The sequence below is a fragment of the Spelaeicoccus albus genome (assembly GCF_013409065.1).
GTDB lineage: Bacteria > Actinomycetota > Actinomycetes > Actinomycetales > Brevibacteriaceae > Spelaeicoccus > Spelaeicoccus albus.
In genome coordinates, this window is the sequence record NZ_JACBZP010000001.1 from 3,478,520 (window position 1) to 3,495,775 (window position 17,256).

Consider the following 17,256-nt stretch of genomic DNA (forward strand, 5'->3'; position numbering starts at 1 on the left):
CCATGACAATTCCCGATCCGAATTCCGCTGCCGCTCCGAGTCCGACCACCGACCCGGCCGTCGTCCCCGCCGCCGGCCGGGCAGTCGACCAGGCTGCGCCGACGGTGACGGTTCCGGACAAGCCCAGCGTCGAGGGACTTGCCGCGAAATGGGACGCGGTTTGGCATCAGCAGCACACGTACGCATTCGACCGCACAGCTCCTCGCGAGAAGATCTATTCGATCGACACTCCCCCGCCGACGGCGTCCGGCTCGCTGCACGTCGGGCACATTTTCTCGTACACGCAGACCGACGTGATCGCCCGCTTCCAGCGAATGCGCGGCAAAGAGGTCTTTTACCCGCTGGGCTGGGACGACAACGGTCTGCCGACCGAGCGGCGCGTGCAAAACTATTTCGGCGTCCGGTGCGATCCGACGCTTGCCTACGACGAGTCTTTCGAGCCGCCCGAGAAGCCGGCAAAGAACTCTCGCGATTTTGTCGCCGTCTCGCGTCGCAACTTCATCGAATTGTGCGAGCGACTGGCAGTGACGGACGAGAAGGTGTTCGAGGACCTGTTCCGGAAGGTCGGCGTCTCCGTCGATTGGTCGCTGACGTACCGCACCATCGACGACGTGTCGCGAGCGGTCAGCCAGCGGGCGTTCTTGGCGAATCTGGCTTCGGGCGACGCGTATTCGGCCGATGCGCCGACCATGTGGGACGTGAGCTTCCGCACGGCGGTGGCGCAGGCCGAGCTCGAAGACCGCGAACGCCCCGGCGCCTACCATCGCGTGGCATTCGCCTCGCCGGACGGCGGCAAGCCGGTCCACATCGAAACGACCCGCCCCGAACTCATCCCGGCAGTCGTCGCGCTGGTGGCTCACCCGGACGACGAGCGCTATCAGCCGCTATTCGGTACGACGGTGAAATCGCCGATCTTCGGCGTCGAAGTGCCGGTGGTGGCGCATGAACTCGCCAAGGCCGACAAGGGATCCGGTATCGCGATGATCTGCACGTTCGGCGATATGACCGACGTGACCTGGTGGCGCGAATTGAACCTGCCCACCCGGCCCGTGGTCGGTCGCGATGGGCGGATCATTGCCGACGTGCCCGCGTGGATCTCCGACGGCGCGGACGGCGGCGCGGACGCTTACTCGCAGTTGGCCGGGAAGACGACGTTCACGGCCCGCGAGATCATGGTCGACCTGTTGCGCGAAAGCGGCGACCTGGACGGCGACCCCAAGCCCGTCACCCACCCCGTGCCGTTCTATGAAAAGGGCGACAAGCCGCTCGAAGTCGTCACCTCGCGACAGTGGTACATCCGCAACGGCGGACGCGATGCCGACCGGCGAGAAACGCTTGTGGGGCGCGGCCGCGAAATGAACTGGCATCCGGAATTCATGCGGTCCCGGTACGAGAACTGGGTGGACGGTCTGAACGGCGATTGGCTGGTGTCCCGGCAGCGTTTCTTCGGCGTTCCGATGCCGTTGTGGTACCGGCTGGACGCCGAGGGCCGACCCGATTATGCCGATCCGATTGTGCCGGACGACGCTGCACTGCCGGTCGACCCGGCCGCCGACCCGGCCCCCGGGTTCACCGGTGACCAACGCGACCAGCCGGGAGGGTTCATCGCCGACCCGGACGTGCTGGACACGTGGGCCACCTCGTCGCTGACCCCGCAAATCCTCGGTGGGTGGAGCCGCGACGAAGAGTTGTTCGCCAAGGTCTTCCCGTTCGACCTGCGTCCGCAAGCACACGACATCATCCGTACCTGGCTGTTCTCGACGGTGGTGCGGGCCAACGCCTTGCAGTCGAGCGTGCCGTGGACGAACACGGCAATTTCCGGATGGATCCTGGACCCCGACCGGAAGAAGATGTCGAAGTCCAAGGGCAACGTCGTCGTCCCGAGTGACATCCTTGTCGAGGAAAAGCCGGGCTTCGGACCGGACGCCGTCCGCTATTGGGCGGCCTCGGCGCGCCTCGGAGCCGACACGGCCTACAACACCGACCAGATGAAGATCGGCCGACGACTGGCCATGAAGCTGTTGAACGCCTCGAAGTTCGCTCTCAACCTGGGAGCAGATTCGTCGGCGATTCTCGGCACCGAGGGCATGACGACGGTGCCGAATTCGCTCGACAGGTCGGTCCTGACCCGGCTGGCTACAGTGACCAAGGACGCCACCGCGGCGATGGAGGCCTACGACTACGCCAAGGCGTTGAACCTGACCGAATCGTTCTTTTGGACGTTCACCGACGATTACGTCGAACTCATCAAAGATCGCGCATACGGCGCCGCCGGCGACGAGCAAAAGCAGTCGGCGCTCACCACGTTGGCGACCTCCTTGGATACGCTCTTGCGGTTGTTCGCCCCGTTCTTGCCGTTTGCAACGGAAGAGGTGTGGTCGTGGTGGCGTCGCGGCTCGGTGCACCGAGCCGCGTGGCCGGTGGCTGCCGACGTCGACGGCGATTCCGAGGTTCTCACGGCGCTCGGCGCGGCTCTTGGCGAAGTGCGCCGCGCCAAATCGGAAGCCAAGGTGTCCCAGCGTACCGAGGTCAAGCGTGCGGTCATCTCGGCGACGCAGGGCGACATCGACCGCATCGAGTCGGGAGCCGGCGATTTGCGGGCAGCAGGGCGGGTCGCAGATTTGGAGCTGACGGCCGCCGCGGACGCGTCCGACGCCGACATCACGGTCTCGGACGTGGAACTGGTTCCGGCCGACGGCTGAGCGAGCTCGCCGTCAGCGCCGGTTCGAGCACCGCTGAGCGGAACGGAACGCGGCAAAGCCGATAAACGGACTCGCTAAGCGGACTTCTCGTCTCGCTGCCGCGACGAATTCGCTTTGCCCTGCGGCACCAGTGTCGGCGCCACGTTTTCCAGCACGACGTCCCGCGTGATGACGACCCGGGCGATGTCCTCACGGCTCGGCACGTCGAACATGACCGGCTGCAGAACCTCTTCCATGATCGAGCGCAGGCCGCGGGCGCCCGTTCCCCGCAACAGTGCCTGGTCCGCTATCGCTTCAAGTGCGTCTTGTTCGAAGACAAGTTCCACATTGTCCAGGTCGAACATCCGCTCGTACTGCTTGACCAGCGCGTTCTTTGGCGTGCACAGGATCTCCATCAACGCGGGCCGGTCGAGGTTCGACACGGTGGTGAGCACCGGCAGGCGTCCGATGAATTCCGGGATCAGCCCGAACTTCAGCAAGTCCTCGGGCATCACTTCGCTGAAGATGTCGACCTCGTCGGACTTGGTGTGCAACGGCGAGCCGAACCCGATACCGTGCTTGCCCTTGCGACCGGCGATAATGTCGTCGAGTCCGGCGAAAGCGCCGGCCACGATGAACAGCACGTTCGTCGTATCGATCTGAATGAAGTCTTGATGCGGATGTTTACGCCCGCCCTGCGGCGGAACCGAGGCCTGAGTACCTTCAAGAATCTTCAGCAGGGCTTGTTGCACGCCCTCACCGGAAACATCGCGGGTGATCGATGGATTCTCGGACTTGCGGGCGATCTTGTCGATCTCGTCGATGTAGATGATGCCGGTCTGGGCTTTGGCGACGTCGTAGTCGGCAGCCTGGATCAGCTTCAACAAGATGTTCTCGACGTCTTCGCCGACGTATCCGGCTTCGGTCAGCGCCGTCGCGTCCGCCACGGCGAACGGGACATTAAGCCGGCGGGCCAGAGTTTGCGCCAAGTACGTCTTGCCGCAGCCGGTCGGGCCGATCAGCAGAATGTTGGATTTGGCGAGCTCGACCTCGTCGTTATGCGCGCCGGTCTCGGATTCCTGGCCGGCCTTGACCCGCTTGTAATGGTTGTACACAGCCACCGAGAGAGCCTTCTTCGCAGGCTCCTGACCGACGACGTATTCCTGCAGGAAGTCGTAGATCTCACGCGGCTTGGGCAATTCGCCCAGGCCGAGTTCGGTCGTTTCGCCCAGCTCTTCTTCAATGATCTCGTTGCACAGATCGATGCACTCATTGCAGATGTACACGCCGGGTCCGGCGATCAACTTGATGACCTGCTTTTGGCTCTTTCCGCAGAACGAGCACTTCAGCAGATCAGCGCTCTCTCCCAAACGAGGCATCGAGTCCCTTCCAATCCTCACCGCCGACTTGCATCAACGATATCGCTTACCTCCCACCCTAAAGGAAGCGGCCGGGTCCGGCGCCCCTGAATGTCAGGTGTGTCGAACCCGGCCGGATGGGCCCAGCCGTACCGGCGGCCGATCAGCCCCGGCTGATCTGTCCGGCGGCCTTGCGCGAGCCGAGCACCTGGTCGACCAGTCCGTATTCCTTGGCCTGATCGGCGGTGAGGAACAGATCGCGTTCGATGTCGTTGTTGACTTCCTCCGGCGACTTGTTCGAGTGCGCCGACAGCGTCTCCTCGAGCCAGGTGCGCATGCGCAGCACCTCGGCGGCCTGGATTTCGATATCCGACGCCTGTCCTTGGCCCTGGCCCTGCATGGCGGGCTGATGGATGAGGATCCGCGCGTTCGGCAACGCCAAGCGCTTCCCCGGCGCTCCCGCGGCAAGCAGGACGGCGGCGGCGGACGCTGCCTGCCCCAGGCAGACCGTCTGGATATCGGGCTTCACATACTGCATCGTGTCGTAAATGGCGGTCAGCGCCGTGAACGATCCGCCCGGGGAGTTGATGTACAGCGTGATGTCGCGGTCGGGATCCTGGCTCTCGAGCACGAGCAGCTGCGCCATGATGTCGTCGGCCGATACGTCATCGACCTGCACGCCCAGGAAGATCACGCGATCTTCGAACAGTTTGGTGTACGGATCCTGTCGTTTGAACCCGTACGGCGTGCGCTCTTCGAACTGCGGCATCACGTACCGGTCGTTGGGCATATACGCGGGGTTCACGGCCATTGACTGGGAAAAGTTTGAATTCATGATTCCTCTAACGATGTAGAACAGTTGATGATCGGGTCAGTTGGAGTTTCCGGTGCCGCCGCCTCCGCGGACGTCCCCGGCGGACGAGACCACCTGATCGATGAATCCGTATTCGAGTGCTTCCGGTGCCGTGAACCAGTGATCGCGGTCGTTGTCCTTCAGGATCTGCTCAACGGACTTGCCGGTCTGTTCGGCAGTCAGCTCGGCCATCTGTCGTTTCATGTGCAAGATCAGCTGGGCCTGGATCTTGATATCGGTCGCAGTGCCGCCGATTCCGCCAAGCGGCTGATGCATCAGGATGCGCGTGTGGGGCGTGGCGAAGCGCTTGCCCTGGGCCCCGGACGACAGCAGGAACTGTCCCATCGAAGCCGCCATGCCCATGCCGACGGTCGCGACGTCCGGCTGCACGTATTGCATGGTGTCGTAGATCGCCATGCCGGCCGTGACCGATCCGCCCGGCGAATTGATATAGAGCCAGATGTCCTTTTCCGGATCTTCGGCGGCCAACAGCATCATCTGTGCGCAGATGGCGTTGGCGTTCTCGTCACGCACTTCGGCGCCCAGCCAAATGATGCGTTCTTTCAGCAGACGATTGTAGATGTGATCGTCCAGGCCTAATCCCTGCCCGCCGGTCTGGGCGGTAGGGGTAGCGGTCTCGGTTGAATTCTGACTCACGTGACAACTCCCGCGTTCGTGGTGGATCTTTACTATGCCTGTCATCGGACAATAACCCGACTGGCGCCTCGATTACTCCCCAAAAGAGCCCTGTTCGCCAACAGCGCACGAGCTCGATTTTCGTGCCGGCCGGGCGCTTTGCTGCAACAACGACGTACCGAAACCAAAAGCGGCCCGATTTCTCGGGCCGCTCAAGGTGGAGTGGTGGTAGACGGATCAGATCCGAACGGCACCCGGATCATCTGCAGCGGGCCCGTCGTCCGGCTCGCCGGCGTCGTCCGCTTCAGAGTCGTCGGCCTCGTCATCGGCCCCGCCGGCTTCCTCCGCCGGCGTGACGAAATTCGTCAGGTCGACGGCGTTGCCGGCCGTGTCGACGACGGACACCTGGGCCAGGACGGCGGCCAGAGCCTTGCGGCGTCCGACTTCCGAGACCATTGCGGGAACCTGGCCGCTCTCATCGATCATCTTGGCGAACTCGTTCGGGTTCATGTTGTACTGCTGCGCCGTCGAGATCAGGTATTCGATCAGCTCCTGCTGGGACACCTCGACCTCCTCGGCCTCCGCGACGGCGTCCAGCAGGAACTGCGTGCGCAGGCCCTTTTGCGTCTCTTCGGTGACCTCGGTGCGGTGTTCGTCATCGTTCAGGCGGTCTTCGCGCTCGAGATGTTCGTGCACCTGTTCTTCGACGATCTTTTCCGGAACGGGGATCTCGATCGCGTCGAGCAGCGTGTCGAGCAACTTGTCGCGCGCCTCGATGCCCTGCTCGAATTCCTTGTCCTTGCCGGCCTGCGACTTCAGGTCTTCCTTCAGCTCATCGATCGTGTCGAATTCGCTGGCGAGCTGAGCGAACTCGTCGTCGGCCTCGGGCAGTTCACGTTCCTTGACGTTCGACACGGAAACCTTGACCTGGGCGGTCTCGCCTTCGTGTTCGCCGCCGGCGAGAGTCGTTTCGAATGTCGTCTCTTCATCCGCGCTCAGGCCGGTCAATGCCTCGTCCATACCGTCAAGCATCGTTTCCGAGCCGATCTGATATGACACGCCGGACGCCGAGTCGACTTCCACGCCGTCGATCGATGCCGTCAGATCGAGCGTGACGAAATCATCGGCGGCCGCCGGCCGGTCGACGGTGGACAGCGTGCCGAAGCGCTCACGCAGACCATCGAGAGCCTTCGCGACGTCGTCATCGGTGACGGCGAGCGGTGCCACCTCGACCTTCAGGGTTGCGTAATCGGGCAACTCGACGGTCGGGCGCACATCGACCTCGACGGTGAATGAAAGTTCGCCTTCATCGGACCCGTCCAAACCGGGGATCTCGCTGACCTCGACCTCGGGGGTACCCAGCGGGCGAAGCTCGTGCTCGTCCACGGCCTCGCGGAAGAATCCGTCCAGTCCGTCGTTCACTGCTTCCTGCAGAACGGCCGGACGGCCGACCCGCTGGTCGATGATGCGGGCAGGAACCTTACCTTTGCGGAATCCGGGAACCTGGACCTGCTCGGAAATGGACTTGTATGCCTTGTCGATGTTCGGCTTGAGCTCGTCAAACGGAACCTCGACGGACAGCTTCACCCGGGTCGGGTTCAAAGTCTCGACGGCGCTCTTCACGGCGATTGTTCTCCTGTAATAATTGTCGATAATGACCGGTCACGATTGCACCGACGCGGATCAGCCCTTAACCGGGCCCGGCCGCGTAAGTGTCGGGGTGACAGGATTTGAACCTGCGACCCTCTGGTCCCAAACCAGATGCGCTACCAAGCTGCGCTACACCCCGTTCATACATCTGGCATCTTACGGGCAAGAACGGGTGTAACGCACATCGACCCGGCGCCGAGGGCGCGCCGCCGACGGCCGGGATGTGGCCCGGCGTCCGTCCTCGTGTACTCTTGTTGTCGAGCAACTCGGCTCGGGGATGTAGCTCAATGGTAGAGCCTCAGTCTTCCAAACTGATGGTGCGGGTTCGATTCCCGTCATCCCCTCCACCGGCCCCCGGCGCCTCGGCGTTCGGGGGCTTTGTCGTACGCACCGCTCCATTCCACCGGCCCCGGCTTTGCCCCGGCGCCCGTTTCCGCCCGGCCCCATTTCACCCGCCCCAGCTTTGCCCCGGCGCCGAGTGGCGGCGAATGGCTGGAAATTTTCAAAATTTCCAGCCATTCGCCGCCACTCGGGACAGGCCGGCAGCCATTCGCCGCCGCTCGGGGGCGATCAGCGCGATCCCAGCACCAAGCAAGGCCTACCTTGCTTGCACAACAGCGTCGAAGTCGTATTATTTAAATATGTTCCAAATTAAGAAGATGTCTAAATAAAGCTAAGGCTTACCTTACTGAGGACGGCCTACGGACATTGGATTCCGGAACCCGAAACCTGCCCGCGATTATCGATAAAGGAGCGCACACCATGACTTCCGCCACACTTGCAGCACAAAAGGAAACTGTTGCCACGGTCGCCCAGCTGATGAACCCGATGGTCGCTGAACTCAGCGCACTGTCGCTCGTCGGCAAGCAGGCACATTGGCACGTTCGCGGCGCCGCTTTCCTGCCGGTCCACGAATACCTCGACACGCTCGTGGACGACGTCCGCGAATGGGCCGATACGGTCGCCGAGCGCGTCATCGCCTTGGGAGCCCCGACCGACGGACGACCGGCGATTGCGTCGACCGCGGCGGCCAGTTCCTACCCCGAGGGGTACCAAACAGTCGAAAAGACGCTCGACTTGATCATCGACGCTCTCGACAAGATCATCGCGCTCGGACGCGAAGCTCAGCCGGCACTGGGCGAGGCCGACCCGATGAGCGAAGACGTCATGATCGAAATTCTCCGCGGCCTCGACAAGCACCGCTGGTTCTTCGACGCCCAGCGCGGCTGATTCATCATGACAATCCTGCGGGCGGCTGTCTCTGCGTGAGCGCCGCCCGCAGGTCATCCGTTCTCTTCTTGTTCAAGGCAGTGCACCCCTGATGTCGACACCGCAAACGTTGTCCACCGCCGAACTTGCCGAGCGGCTGCGAAGCGCCGGCCTGCGTTCGACGGGTCCTCGCCGCGCCGTTTATTCGGCGCTGGCCGAACTCGGCGGCCACCGATCCGCCGATGAGGTACTGGAGTACACGGCCCGCAGCGGGCCGGCGCTTCCGCGCGCCAGCGTGTACAACGCATTGGGCACGTTGGTCTCCATCGGTCTGGTCATTCAAGCCGAAGCCGGATCCGGAGTCGCGCTCTACGAAGTCGCGTCGGACTACCACCATCATTTGCTGTGCCGCGGCTGCGGCCGAATCGTCGACGTGCCGGCGCACCGGTCGGACGCCGCAGCGGGCGTCACCGATCCACCCGGTGAAGCGTTGTTCGAACGACTACCCGGAGCCCTGATCGAATCGGCGCAGATCGTCTACCGGGGGCTCTGCCCCGAATGCAACGCCAAGTCGCACACGCTTTAACGACACGCGCGGACCGTCAGGACTGCGCCGCCGGTGCGCTGTGGCTGGTTTCGTACTCGCTGACGATGTCGATCCGGCGACTATGGCGGGCTTCTCCGCTGAACGGCTCGGCCAAGAACGCGTCAATAAGCGCCAGCGCGGTTTCCTCGTCGTGCTCGCGGGCGCCCACCGAGGCTACGTTCGCATCATTGTGTTCTCGGGCAAGGGTCGCAGTCCGCTGATTCCAGACCAGCGCAGCACGCACACCGGGCACCTTATTCGCCGCGATCTGCTCGCCGTTGCCCGATCCGCCGATGACAACGCCCAAGGCCCGAGTGCCGGCACGCTGATCCTCCACCACGCCCAGCCCGGCAGCAATGCAGAACGCCGGATAGTCGTCTTCTTTGTCGAGCACGTGGGCACCGTGGTCGACCACCTCGTGCCCCGACGCCTGCAAATGCGACTTCAGCGCCTCTTTCAACTCGAATCCGGCATGATCGGTTCCCACATGTACGCGCATGCCGACTATTCTTCCACGCCGCCGTTCACGCGGCCGGACGACCACCGGCTGCCGCTTCCTTCGCGCGGGGCTCCCCCGGTGCCGGGACCGCCAGCATGGGCATGAACACCTGGCAAACGGGGCCGATACCGACAAAGAACACGACAGTGCCGATGCCGACATTGCCGCCCAGCAGCCACCCGACGACGAGCACCGACGCTTCGATCAGCGTGCGGATGATCCAAATCTTCCAGCCGGTCCTGGCCACGAGGCCGGTCATCAACCCGTCCCGCGGGCCCGGCCCGAATCGGGGGCCGATATAAAGTCCCGTCGCGAAGCCCATCAGTACCAGTCCGGCGAGAAAGAGCGGCACACGAATCCACAATGATTCCAATTCCGGGATTACGGTGAGTCCGAGTTGCGCGGAAGTGCCGACAAGCAGCACGTTGAGTACCGTTCCGATGCCGGGCTTGACCCGCACGGGGATCCAGAGGAGCAGGACGACGGCGCCAATGATATTCGCCATCCAGCCGTACGCGATTCCGGTGTGAAACGACAGCCCTTGCGCCAGAACGTCCCATCCCGGCAAACCGATCGCACCACGCACCAAAAACGAGTCGGCGATTCCGTAGAGGAAAAGGCCGATCAGCAGGCGGCAAAAGCGCGGGAAAAATGTCACCCTTTCAGCACACCGTATAATTGGCCTTATAATCAATATCCAATTTCACAGAATTGGATTACCGACGCAGTCCACGCATCGCGGAGACAAACATGGCACAGCGAATTGGAGCCCGCCAACTTGTCACATTGCTCGACGGCTGGCGCGCTCCCGACACACAGCATTCGCCCGCCTACCGGCGCCTTGCCGACCGGATCAAGCTGCTCGTCCTGGACGGACGGCTTTCAGTGGGCGCGCCGCTGCCTGCCGAACGCGAACTCGCCGCGCGCTTGGAAACATCGCGGACCACCGTCACCGGCGCCTATAACCACTTGAGAGATCTGGGCTACGTCCAGCGCCGGCAGGGGTCGGGGTCGTTCACGCGGCTTCCGCACGGCGGTGATGCCGAGCTGCCCGATCGGCCGAGCCAGATCGATTTCACGTCGGCGGCGACGCCCGCCAGCCCCGGACTGCACGCGGCGACTCAGCAAGCTCTCGACATGTTCCCCGAATATCTGGCCGGGACCGGCTACGACTTGAGGGGCATCCCCGAACTGCGAGAAGCCGTCGCCGCGCGCTACACGGATCGAGGCCTGCCCACTGCTGCCGGGAACATCGTCGTCACCGTCGGCGCCCAGCATGCGTCCGGGCTGCTCATGCGGATGTTCGGTGGGCCGGGACGGCACATCCTGGTGGAATCGCCGGGATTCCCGCAATCCTTCGATGCGGCCCGCATGAGCGGCGCGCGGCTTGTCACCACTCCGGTGTCGGCGGATGGCTGGGACGCCGAGGACCTGTTGCGAACGATTCGCACCGCCAAGCCTGCTCTCGCGTACGTGATGCCGGACTTCCACAATCCGACCGGCGCCTGCATGCCGGCGGACTTGCGGACGGCGTTCACCCGCGCCGCGGCGGACGCCGGCACCATCGTCATCGCTGATGAGACGACCGCCGAGCTCGCTATCGATGAGCGGCAACAGTTCCTGCCGCTTGCCGCATATGGACCGGCGATTCTCCTCGGCTCGGTCGGCAAGACCATGTGGGGCGGCCTCCGAGTCGGCTGGATCCGAGCCGATTCCGCGAGGGTGTCGCAAATCCTGCAAGCTCGACCAGCCGCCGATCTGGGCACGCCGATTCTCGAACAATTGATCTGCACGGTGCTCCTGCGGGACTACCGGCCCGTGCTTGACGATATGCGCTTGCGGCTACGCGCGTCTCGTGACCTCGTGGTGGCCGAGCTCGGCCGTCGTTTTCCCTCGTGGACGGTGCCGCGAGTCCGGGGCGGCCATACCGTGTGGGCCCGGTTGGACCGCCCCGTCAGTTCACAACTGGCGATCCGCGCGCTCGAGAACGGCCTGCGTATCCCGCCGGGCCCCAGGTTCGGGCTGGACGGCGCGTTCGAACGCTTCGTGCGCGTCCCCATCACTTTCGACACGGACACCACGCTTCGAGCGCTCGACCTGTTGGAGACGAGCTGGCACCAGGTGCTCGGATCGTCAGCGGCGCCGTGCCGGAAGGTTCCGGACGACGAATCTCTCGTCATCTGACACCGGCCAATCGAACCGGCCCAACCGGCCAGTCGAACCGGCCAGTCGAACCGGCCGGGTCACACCGGTCAGGGTACGTCGTGCAGGCAGGCCCGACAGGCTCAGAGACGACCGCTCAGTCGAACTGCGGTTCTTTCGTCCGCGAGCGCTTGAGTTCGAAGAATCCCGGGGTCTCGGCGACCGAGACGACGCCGTCGAACAGCTTCGCCGCCGCTTCGCCTTTCGGAGCCGGCGTGACCACGGGGCCGAAGAACGCGACGCCGTCGACCGAGATGACCGGTGTGCCGACGTCCTGCCCCACCCTGTCGATTCCATCGTTGTGCGACGCGCGCACCGCGTCGTCGTAATCGGTGGTGTCTCCGTATTTGATCAATTCGGCCGGCAACTCGAGCTCGGCGAGCGCCGATGCGACGGCGACCCGGAAGTCCTGCTCGCCGCCGGGGTGAATGCGCGAGCCGATGGCCGTGTACAAGTCCCCCACGACTTCGTTGCCATGCTGCTCCGCAGCGGCGGTCACCACACGGACGGGCAGCCAAGCGGGATCGGTCGTGTCCTTGTCATTCAGAATTGCCAGGCTCATCACGTGCCACCGGACGTCGATGTCGCGCACCGTTGCCACTTCGTGGATCCATCGGCTGGTCATCCACGCCCACGGGCATACCGGATCGAACCAGAAATCCACTGTTTGTGCGGCCGATCCTCCTGTTGTTGCAACGGCTTGCGCAGTGGCCCGGTCGTTCGCGGCGGCGTTCATTGACATCTCCTGTCGGTACGGTTGGGTGCGGCCTTTGCTCACCGATCCGGTGACCGGTGAGACCGCTCACGTTCACTGTCGTCTAACGTAGAAACGCATCGGATTAATCCTCGATACGCGCAACCGCCAGTCAATTCCTTGGAGTCCCCGCAGTGCCGGATATGAACCTGACAAGAGCAGAAGCCGCCCAGCGCGCTGAAACGGTCGAGGTATCGACCTACGATATCGCGCTGACGCTTGACCCCGGCGCGGACACCTTTCGGACCATCACGCAGGTGAAGTTCACGGCAGTTCCGGGCTCGAACACATTCATCGACGCCGTGACGTCGCGCGTGCACAGCGTCGTGCTCAATGGCACCGAGCTTGACCCGACGGTCGTGGCCGACGATTATCGCATCGCATTGGACGGGCTCGCCGCCGAAAACGAACTCGTCGTCGACGCCGACTTCCATTTCATGAATACCGGCGAGGGGCTGCACAAGTTCGTCGACCCGGCCGACGGCGAGGTTTATCTCTACAGCCAATTCGAGGTGGCCGATGCACGCCGCATGTTCGCCGTCTTCGAGCAACCGGATCTGAAGGCGACTTTCTCGTTCACCGTCACTGCGCCGTCCGCGTGGCAGGTCGTGTCGAATTCGCCGACGCCCTCGCCCGAGTCGGCCCCGTCCGCCCGCAAGTCGCCCTCGATGAGCGTGTGGCGGTTTGCCCCGACTCCCCGCATCTCGTGCTATATCACCGCTCTCGTTGCCGGCCCGTACGAAGCCGTGCACAGCGAGCTGACGAGTTCGGACGGCCGGACGATCCCGCTGGGCGTCTTTGCACGCCGATCACTTGCCGAGTATTTGGACGCCGAGAACGTCTTCGACGTCACGCGCCGCGGCTTTGAATTCTATGAACGCAACTTCGGCGTGGCCTACCCGTTCGAGAAATACGATCAGCTTTTCGTACCCGAATTCAATGCCGGCGCCATGGAGAATGCCGGCGCCGTGACGTTCGTCGAGAATTACGTCTTCCGGTCGAAGGTGGCCGACGCGACTGTCGAACGGCGGGCCGTGACGATCCTGCACGAACTGGCGCATATGTGGTTCGGCGATCTGGTCACGATGAAGTGGTGGAACGATCTGTGGTTGAACGAATCGTTTGCCGAGTACATCTCCACGCTGGCGACGTCCGAAGCGACCGAATGGACAACTGCCTGGACGACGTTCGCCGCCATGGAAAAATCGTGGGCCTACAGCCAGGATCAGCTGCCGTCAACACATCCGATCGTTGCCGACATCAACGATCTCGAAGACGTCGAGGTCAACTTCGACGGCATCACCTACGCCAAGGGCGCTTCGGTGCTCAAGCAGCTCGTGGCTTGGGTGGGGCAACGCCAGTTCTTCGACGGCGTCCGCGCGTACTTCACCAGGCACGCTTGGTCCAATACTCGCTTGGCCGACCTGTTGGCCGAGCTGGAAGCGACGAGCGGGCGCAATCTCGACAGCTGGTCGACGGTGTGGCTACAGGAAGCGGGAATCACCGTGCTGCGGCCCGAGATCGACACCGGTTCCGACGGCGTCATCACCGATTTCCGTATTGCGCAGGAAACACCCGAGCTCCCGCTCGGCGGCACGCCCTCGCTCCGGCCGCACCGGCTCGCCGTCGGGTTCTACGATCTAGACGGTGAGCGGCTCGTGCGTACCGACCGGTTCGAGTTGGACGTCAACGGCTCGTCCACGCGCGTCGATGACGCGATCGGCCGGAAACGCCCGGCACTGGTTCTCGTCAATGACGACGATCTGACGTATGCCAAGGTGCGCCTCGATCCGGCTAGCGCCCAAGCGGCAACGGAGCACCTCGGCAAGTTCACCGACTCGTTGCCGCGCACGCTCGTATGGTCGGCCGCCTGGGAGATGACGCGGGACGCCGAGACTCGGGCCAGTACCTATATCGATCTGGTCCTTGCCAATATCGCGGCCGAAACGGATTCCTCGGTCGTCATGGTCCTGCTGCGCCAGCTTGAGACCGCCGGTGATTTGTATTCCGCTGCTCCGGAGACCGCGGCCGCGACAATCGCTTCCGGCCTGCGCGAGTTGGCCCGCAACGCCAAGCCCGGCTCGGATGCACAGTTGCAGTTCGTCAAGGCATTCGCGCGCCAGGCCACCACCGGCGAACAGCTCGACACGGTCGCGGCGCTGCTGTCGGGCGGAGAAATCCTGGACGGCCTGGAGCTGGACACGGATCTGCAATGGGATCTCCTGACTTCGCTGGTGGCCGGCGGACGCGCGGCGGACGCCGAGATCGATGCGCAGTTGGCATCGGACAACACCGCGACAGGCCACCGCGCGGCGGCGCGGGCGAGGGCCGCCCGGCCGGACGAGGCCTCGAAGTCCGACGCCTGGCAGCAGGTCGTCGAGTCGGCGGACCTGCCGAACGCCGTCCTGAGTTCGGTCGTTGCCGGGTTCGGCCGTGCACACGATCCCGCGCTGCTGGAGAAGTTCCGGGAGAAGTATTTCGCGGCGCTGCGCACCGTCTGGTCGACTCGCACCAATGAGATCGCGCAAACGATAGTGGCGGGTCTCTACCCGTCGCGGCTCGTGGACCAGACCACCATTGACGAGACCACCGACTGGCTGGACGCCAATGCGGATGCGCCGTCCGGACTGCGCCGTCTGGTCGCCGAGAACCGGGACCGTGTTGGCCGGGCGCTGCGGGCCCGCCAATTCGACCAGGCGTAAATCCGAGGCACCGCGCCCCGGCCCGCTGGAGGGGTTGAGCAGGTGGAGGGGTTTAGCGGGCCGCGCCGAGCTTGCCGGCCAGATCGGCGGCGCGCGGGTTGACGACGAATCGGCCGAGCGTGACCGCCCTGCCCGCTCCGTCGGCAAGCGGCAGCCGCCAATCGCGATTGGGCGCGCCCCCGGCCTCCAGCCTCCGATCGCCGACAGCATCGGCAATGTCGACGCTCACGAACCGCGCCGGAGTAGCTGCCGCAAAGGCGTACAGCCCTTCGAGTATCTCGCGCTCGGTGCTCCCGGGGTCGATGAGTTTGCTTTGCCGCAGCGTCGCCACTGCGGCGCTGCGGAGTTTCTCGTGTGCCATCCGGCGTTCTTCGGCGTCCGCAGCCCCGGACTCGAGGTGTTCCCCGGACAGGAAGGCGGACGTCGGCACGAGGCCGTGCGGCCGCACCGTCGCCACGGCATCGGCGGGCCAGGTGTCGGCGGGGGCCAGCGTGCCGTTCGTCGCGCCATCCCACACCGTGCGTCCGACGGCAATGCCGCGAGACGTCAGCTGCTTGCGCTCCTGATCGGTCAATCCGGCGCTGTCGCCGGTCATCACGACCGCCCCGGCACGCTGAGCCTCGAGGACGACGATTCCAATCAGCTCGTCAGCGTCCATGGCGATGAATGCGCCGTCCGACCTGTCCGAGCCGTCGGGCACCCACCAGGCCCGGAAGAGTTCGGTCGGCCGGTCGAGCCGGAGTCCTCCCGCATGGCGGAGAGAAGCACGGACGGCGTCGATCACCGGCGCGAACGCGACGTCCCGCAGGCCGGCGGGCGTCAACGTCGGCAAGTCGCCGCCGGAGCCGCCGTCCGAACCTTCGTTGCCGCCGTCCGGACCGATTTCGGCGCGCACGCCGTTCGCAAGGTGACTGCGGTAGCGCCAAGCGTCTGCCGCGCCGAGGGAGGCCGACACGACGGTGGAGGCGACAAGACCGACCGGCTCGCCGTCCGCCGCATCGGCCGGCATGCGCGCCGCATCCGCCGCGGCAGTCAATTGTCCGTCGGCGATCCATTGCAGCCACGCGTAGAACTCGCGGCGACGTCCGGCGTGCCGCCGAAAATCGTCGAGCGTTTCGTTGTCGGCGAAAGCGTCGTCCCACGCTCCGTCGTCCGTCGAACCGGAGCGAACGACGGCCGGCCATTTGGCGTCGTCCGGGCCGAAGTATTCGCAAGCCGCGCACCACCGGCAAAAGGAATCGAGCGCGGGGCCGCCGCGGCGGACGAACTTCTCCAGCGACGCCTGCCGGGCCGGCGACCGAGGATGGGCGAACACCAACGACAACGCGTTCTTTTTAGCCTCCCACGCTTCCTCCAAATCCACTGGCGACGCCGATGTGTCGGCGGCCCGCTGGTCGGCGGCCTCCCAGTCGATCAGCGCGCGCGTGGCCGCCGGCATATAGGCAACCTCGCGGATGTCCTCGACGCGGATGAGCAGTGGATTGAGGAACTCACGAGTCGACGGCACGTACGGCGAGGCTTCGGTCGGCGTGGCGGGCGCCGGGGCGTGCAGGGGTGTCGCCGCAAGGAAGGACGCCCCCTGGGACGCCGCAATCCCGGCGAATTCCGCCATGTCCGCAAAGTCGCCGACGCCCCAGGACAGATCCGACCGTACCGAGCCGGGAACGAAGTCGTACCCCCACAGGCGCCGCGAGCCGATCCGTTCGGGCGTCTCGAGCACGTCGGGGGCGACAATCAGCAGCACGCGGCTCGACATCTCGCCCGCGACGACGTCGACGTCGTGGTAGCCGGCCGGCAAGCCCGCCGGGACACGGATGGCGACGTCCTCGCCGTCCAGGGCCGTCGTCAACGTGCGCACGTCGCCGCCCTCCAACGTCACGGCCGCGGTCACCGTTGTTCCGGACGGCGCCGGGCCGACGCGGATAACGCTGTCGCGGCCCTGGCGCGTGACCACGGCGGCGGGGGCCGACCGCGCCTCGGTGCCGGTTTGGCATGCGTCGATGACGGCGCGCAGCGTGGACTGGGGAACCGCCCGGCCCTCTGCGAGCGTCGAGACCCCGTACCGGGCTGCTGATTCGGTCAGATTCACGTCAGACACGCCTCGATCGTCGCATATTCGGCCGGTC

Annotated in this window: 13 protein-coding genes and 2 tRNA genes; 6 read left to right on the forward strand and 9 right to left on the reverse strand. The window is 64.6% G+C overall.

Annotation, left to right across the window (positions count from 1 at the left end):
* The first annotated feature begins 2 nt into the window (after positions 1 to 2).
* Positions 3 to 2,702 carry a valine--tRNA ligase gene (valS, locus tag BJY26_RS16075; protein ID WP_179429192.1) on the forward strand — a complete coding sequence of 900 codons (2,700 nt, stop codon included), beginning with the start codon at positions 3 to 5 and terminating at the stop codon, positions 2,700 to 2,702.
* 74 nt (positions 2,703 to 2,776) lie between these two features.
* Here valS and clpX read toward each other — a convergent pair whose 3' ends face one another.
* The 5 genes from clpX to BJY26_RS16100 form a co-directional block, all read right to left on the reverse strand.
* Entirely contained in the window at positions 2,777 to 4,060 is a 1,284-nt protein-coding gene (clpX, locus tag BJY26_RS16080) for an ATP-dependent Clp protease ATP-binding subunit ClpX (RefSeq protein WP_179429193.1), read from the reverse strand.
* A 142-nt stretch (positions 4,061 to 4,202) separates the two neighbouring features.
* Positions 4,203 to 4,874: an ATP-dependent Clp protease proteolytic subunit gene (locus tag BJY26_RS16085; RefSeq protein ID WP_269151231.1), complete on the reverse strand. Its 672-nt coding sequence runs from the start codon at positions 4,872 to 4,874 to the stop codon at positions 4,203 to 4,205.
* A gap of 36 nt (positions 4,875 to 4,910) precedes the next feature.
* The gene (locus tag BJY26_RS16090) at positions 4,911 to 5,549 is read right to left on the reverse strand and encodes an ATP-dependent Clp protease proteolytic subunit (protein WP_308191273.1); all 639 of its coding nucleotides are present in this window, start codon (positions 5,547 to 5,549) and stop codon (positions 4,911 to 4,913) included.
* A 216-nt stretch (positions 5,550 to 5,765) separates the two neighbouring features.
* A complete protein-coding gene (gene tig, locus BJY26_RS16095) occupies positions 5,766 to 7,151 on the reverse strand; it encodes a trigger factor (protein WP_179429195.1) in 1,386 nt (461 codons plus the stop codon).
* Between the two features lie 92 nt (positions 7,152 to 7,243).
* A tRNA-Pro gene (locus tag BJY26_RS16100) sits at positions 7,244 to 7,317 on the reverse strand.
* A gap of 134 nt (positions 7,318 to 7,451) precedes the next feature.
* Here BJY26_RS16100 and BJY26_RS16105 point away from each other — a divergent pair.
* The 3 genes from BJY26_RS16105 (at position 7,452) to BJY26_RS16115 (ending at position 8,973) form a co-directional block, all read left to right on the forward strand.
* Positions 7,452 to 7,525 (forward strand) — tRNA-Gly (locus tag BJY26_RS16105).
* A gap of 415 nt (positions 7,526 to 7,940) precedes the next feature.
* Positions 7,941 to 8,408 (forward strand): Dps family protein, encoded by a 468-nt coding sequence (locus tag BJY26_RS16110; protein ID WP_179429196.1) that lies wholly within the window; start codon positions 7,941 to 7,943, stop codon positions 8,406 to 8,408.
* A gap of 91 nt (positions 8,409 to 8,499) precedes the next feature.
* Entirely contained in the window at positions 8,500 to 8,973 is a 474-nt protein-coding gene (locus tag BJY26_RS16115) for a Fur family transcriptional regulator (protein WP_179429197.1), read from the forward strand.
* Between the two features lie 16 nt (positions 8,974 to 8,989).
* Here BJY26_RS16115 and BJY26_RS16120 read toward each other — a convergent pair whose 3' ends face one another.
* Both BJY26_RS16120 and yczE read right to left on the reverse strand, forming a co-directional pair.
* Positions 8,990 to 9,472: a ribose-5-phosphate isomerase gene (locus BJY26_RS16120; RefSeq protein ID WP_179429198.1), complete on the reverse strand. Its 483-nt coding sequence runs from the start codon at positions 9,470 to 9,472 to the stop codon at positions 8,990 to 8,992.
* A 25-nt stretch (positions 9,473 to 9,497) separates the two neighbouring features.
* Positions 9,498 to 10,130: a membrane protein YczE gene (gene yczE, locus BJY26_RS16125; RefSeq protein ID WP_179429199.1), complete on the reverse strand. Its 633-nt coding sequence runs from the start codon at positions 10,128 to 10,130 to the stop codon at positions 9,498 to 9,500.
* A gap of 92 nt (positions 10,131 to 10,222) precedes the next feature.
* Between yczE and yczR the strand changes: the two genes are divergently transcribed.
* Positions 10,223 to 11,656: a MocR-like transcription factor YczR gene (gene yczR / locus BJY26_RS16130; RefSeq protein WP_179429200.1), complete on the forward strand. Its 1,434-nt coding sequence runs from the start codon at positions 10,223 to 10,225 to the stop codon at positions 11,654 to 11,656.
* A 115-nt stretch (positions 11,657 to 11,771) separates the two neighbouring features.
* Here yczR and BJY26_RS16135 read toward each other — a convergent pair whose 3' ends face one another.
* On the reverse strand, positions 11,772 to 12,410 hold the full coding sequence (locus tag BJY26_RS16135; protein ID WP_179429201.1) for a mycothiol-dependent nitroreductase Rv2466c family protein: 639 nt from the start codon (positions 12,408 to 12,410) through the stop codon (positions 11,772 to 11,774).
* 161 nt (positions 12,411 to 12,571) lie between these two features.
* On the opposite strand from BJY26_RS16135, the gene pepN reads away from it, so the two are divergent.
* Positions 12,572 to 15,130 carry an aminopeptidase N gene (pepN, locus tag BJY26_RS16140; RefSeq protein WP_218852466.1) on the forward strand — a complete coding sequence of 853 codons (2,559 nt, stop codon included), beginning with the start codon at positions 12,572 to 12,574 and terminating at the stop codon, positions 15,128 to 15,130.
* A gap of 52 nt (positions 15,131 to 15,182) precedes the next feature.
* On the opposite strand, the gene BJY26_RS16145 is transcribed toward pepN, so the two are convergent.
* Positions 15,183 to 17,228 carry a 4-alpha-glucanotransferase gene (locus BJY26_RS16145; protein ID WP_179429203.1) on the reverse strand — a complete coding sequence of 682 codons (2,046 nt, stop codon included), beginning with the start codon at positions 17,226 to 17,228 and terminating at the stop codon, positions 15,183 to 15,185.
* Between the last annotated feature and the right edge of the window lie 28 nt (positions 17,229 to 17,256).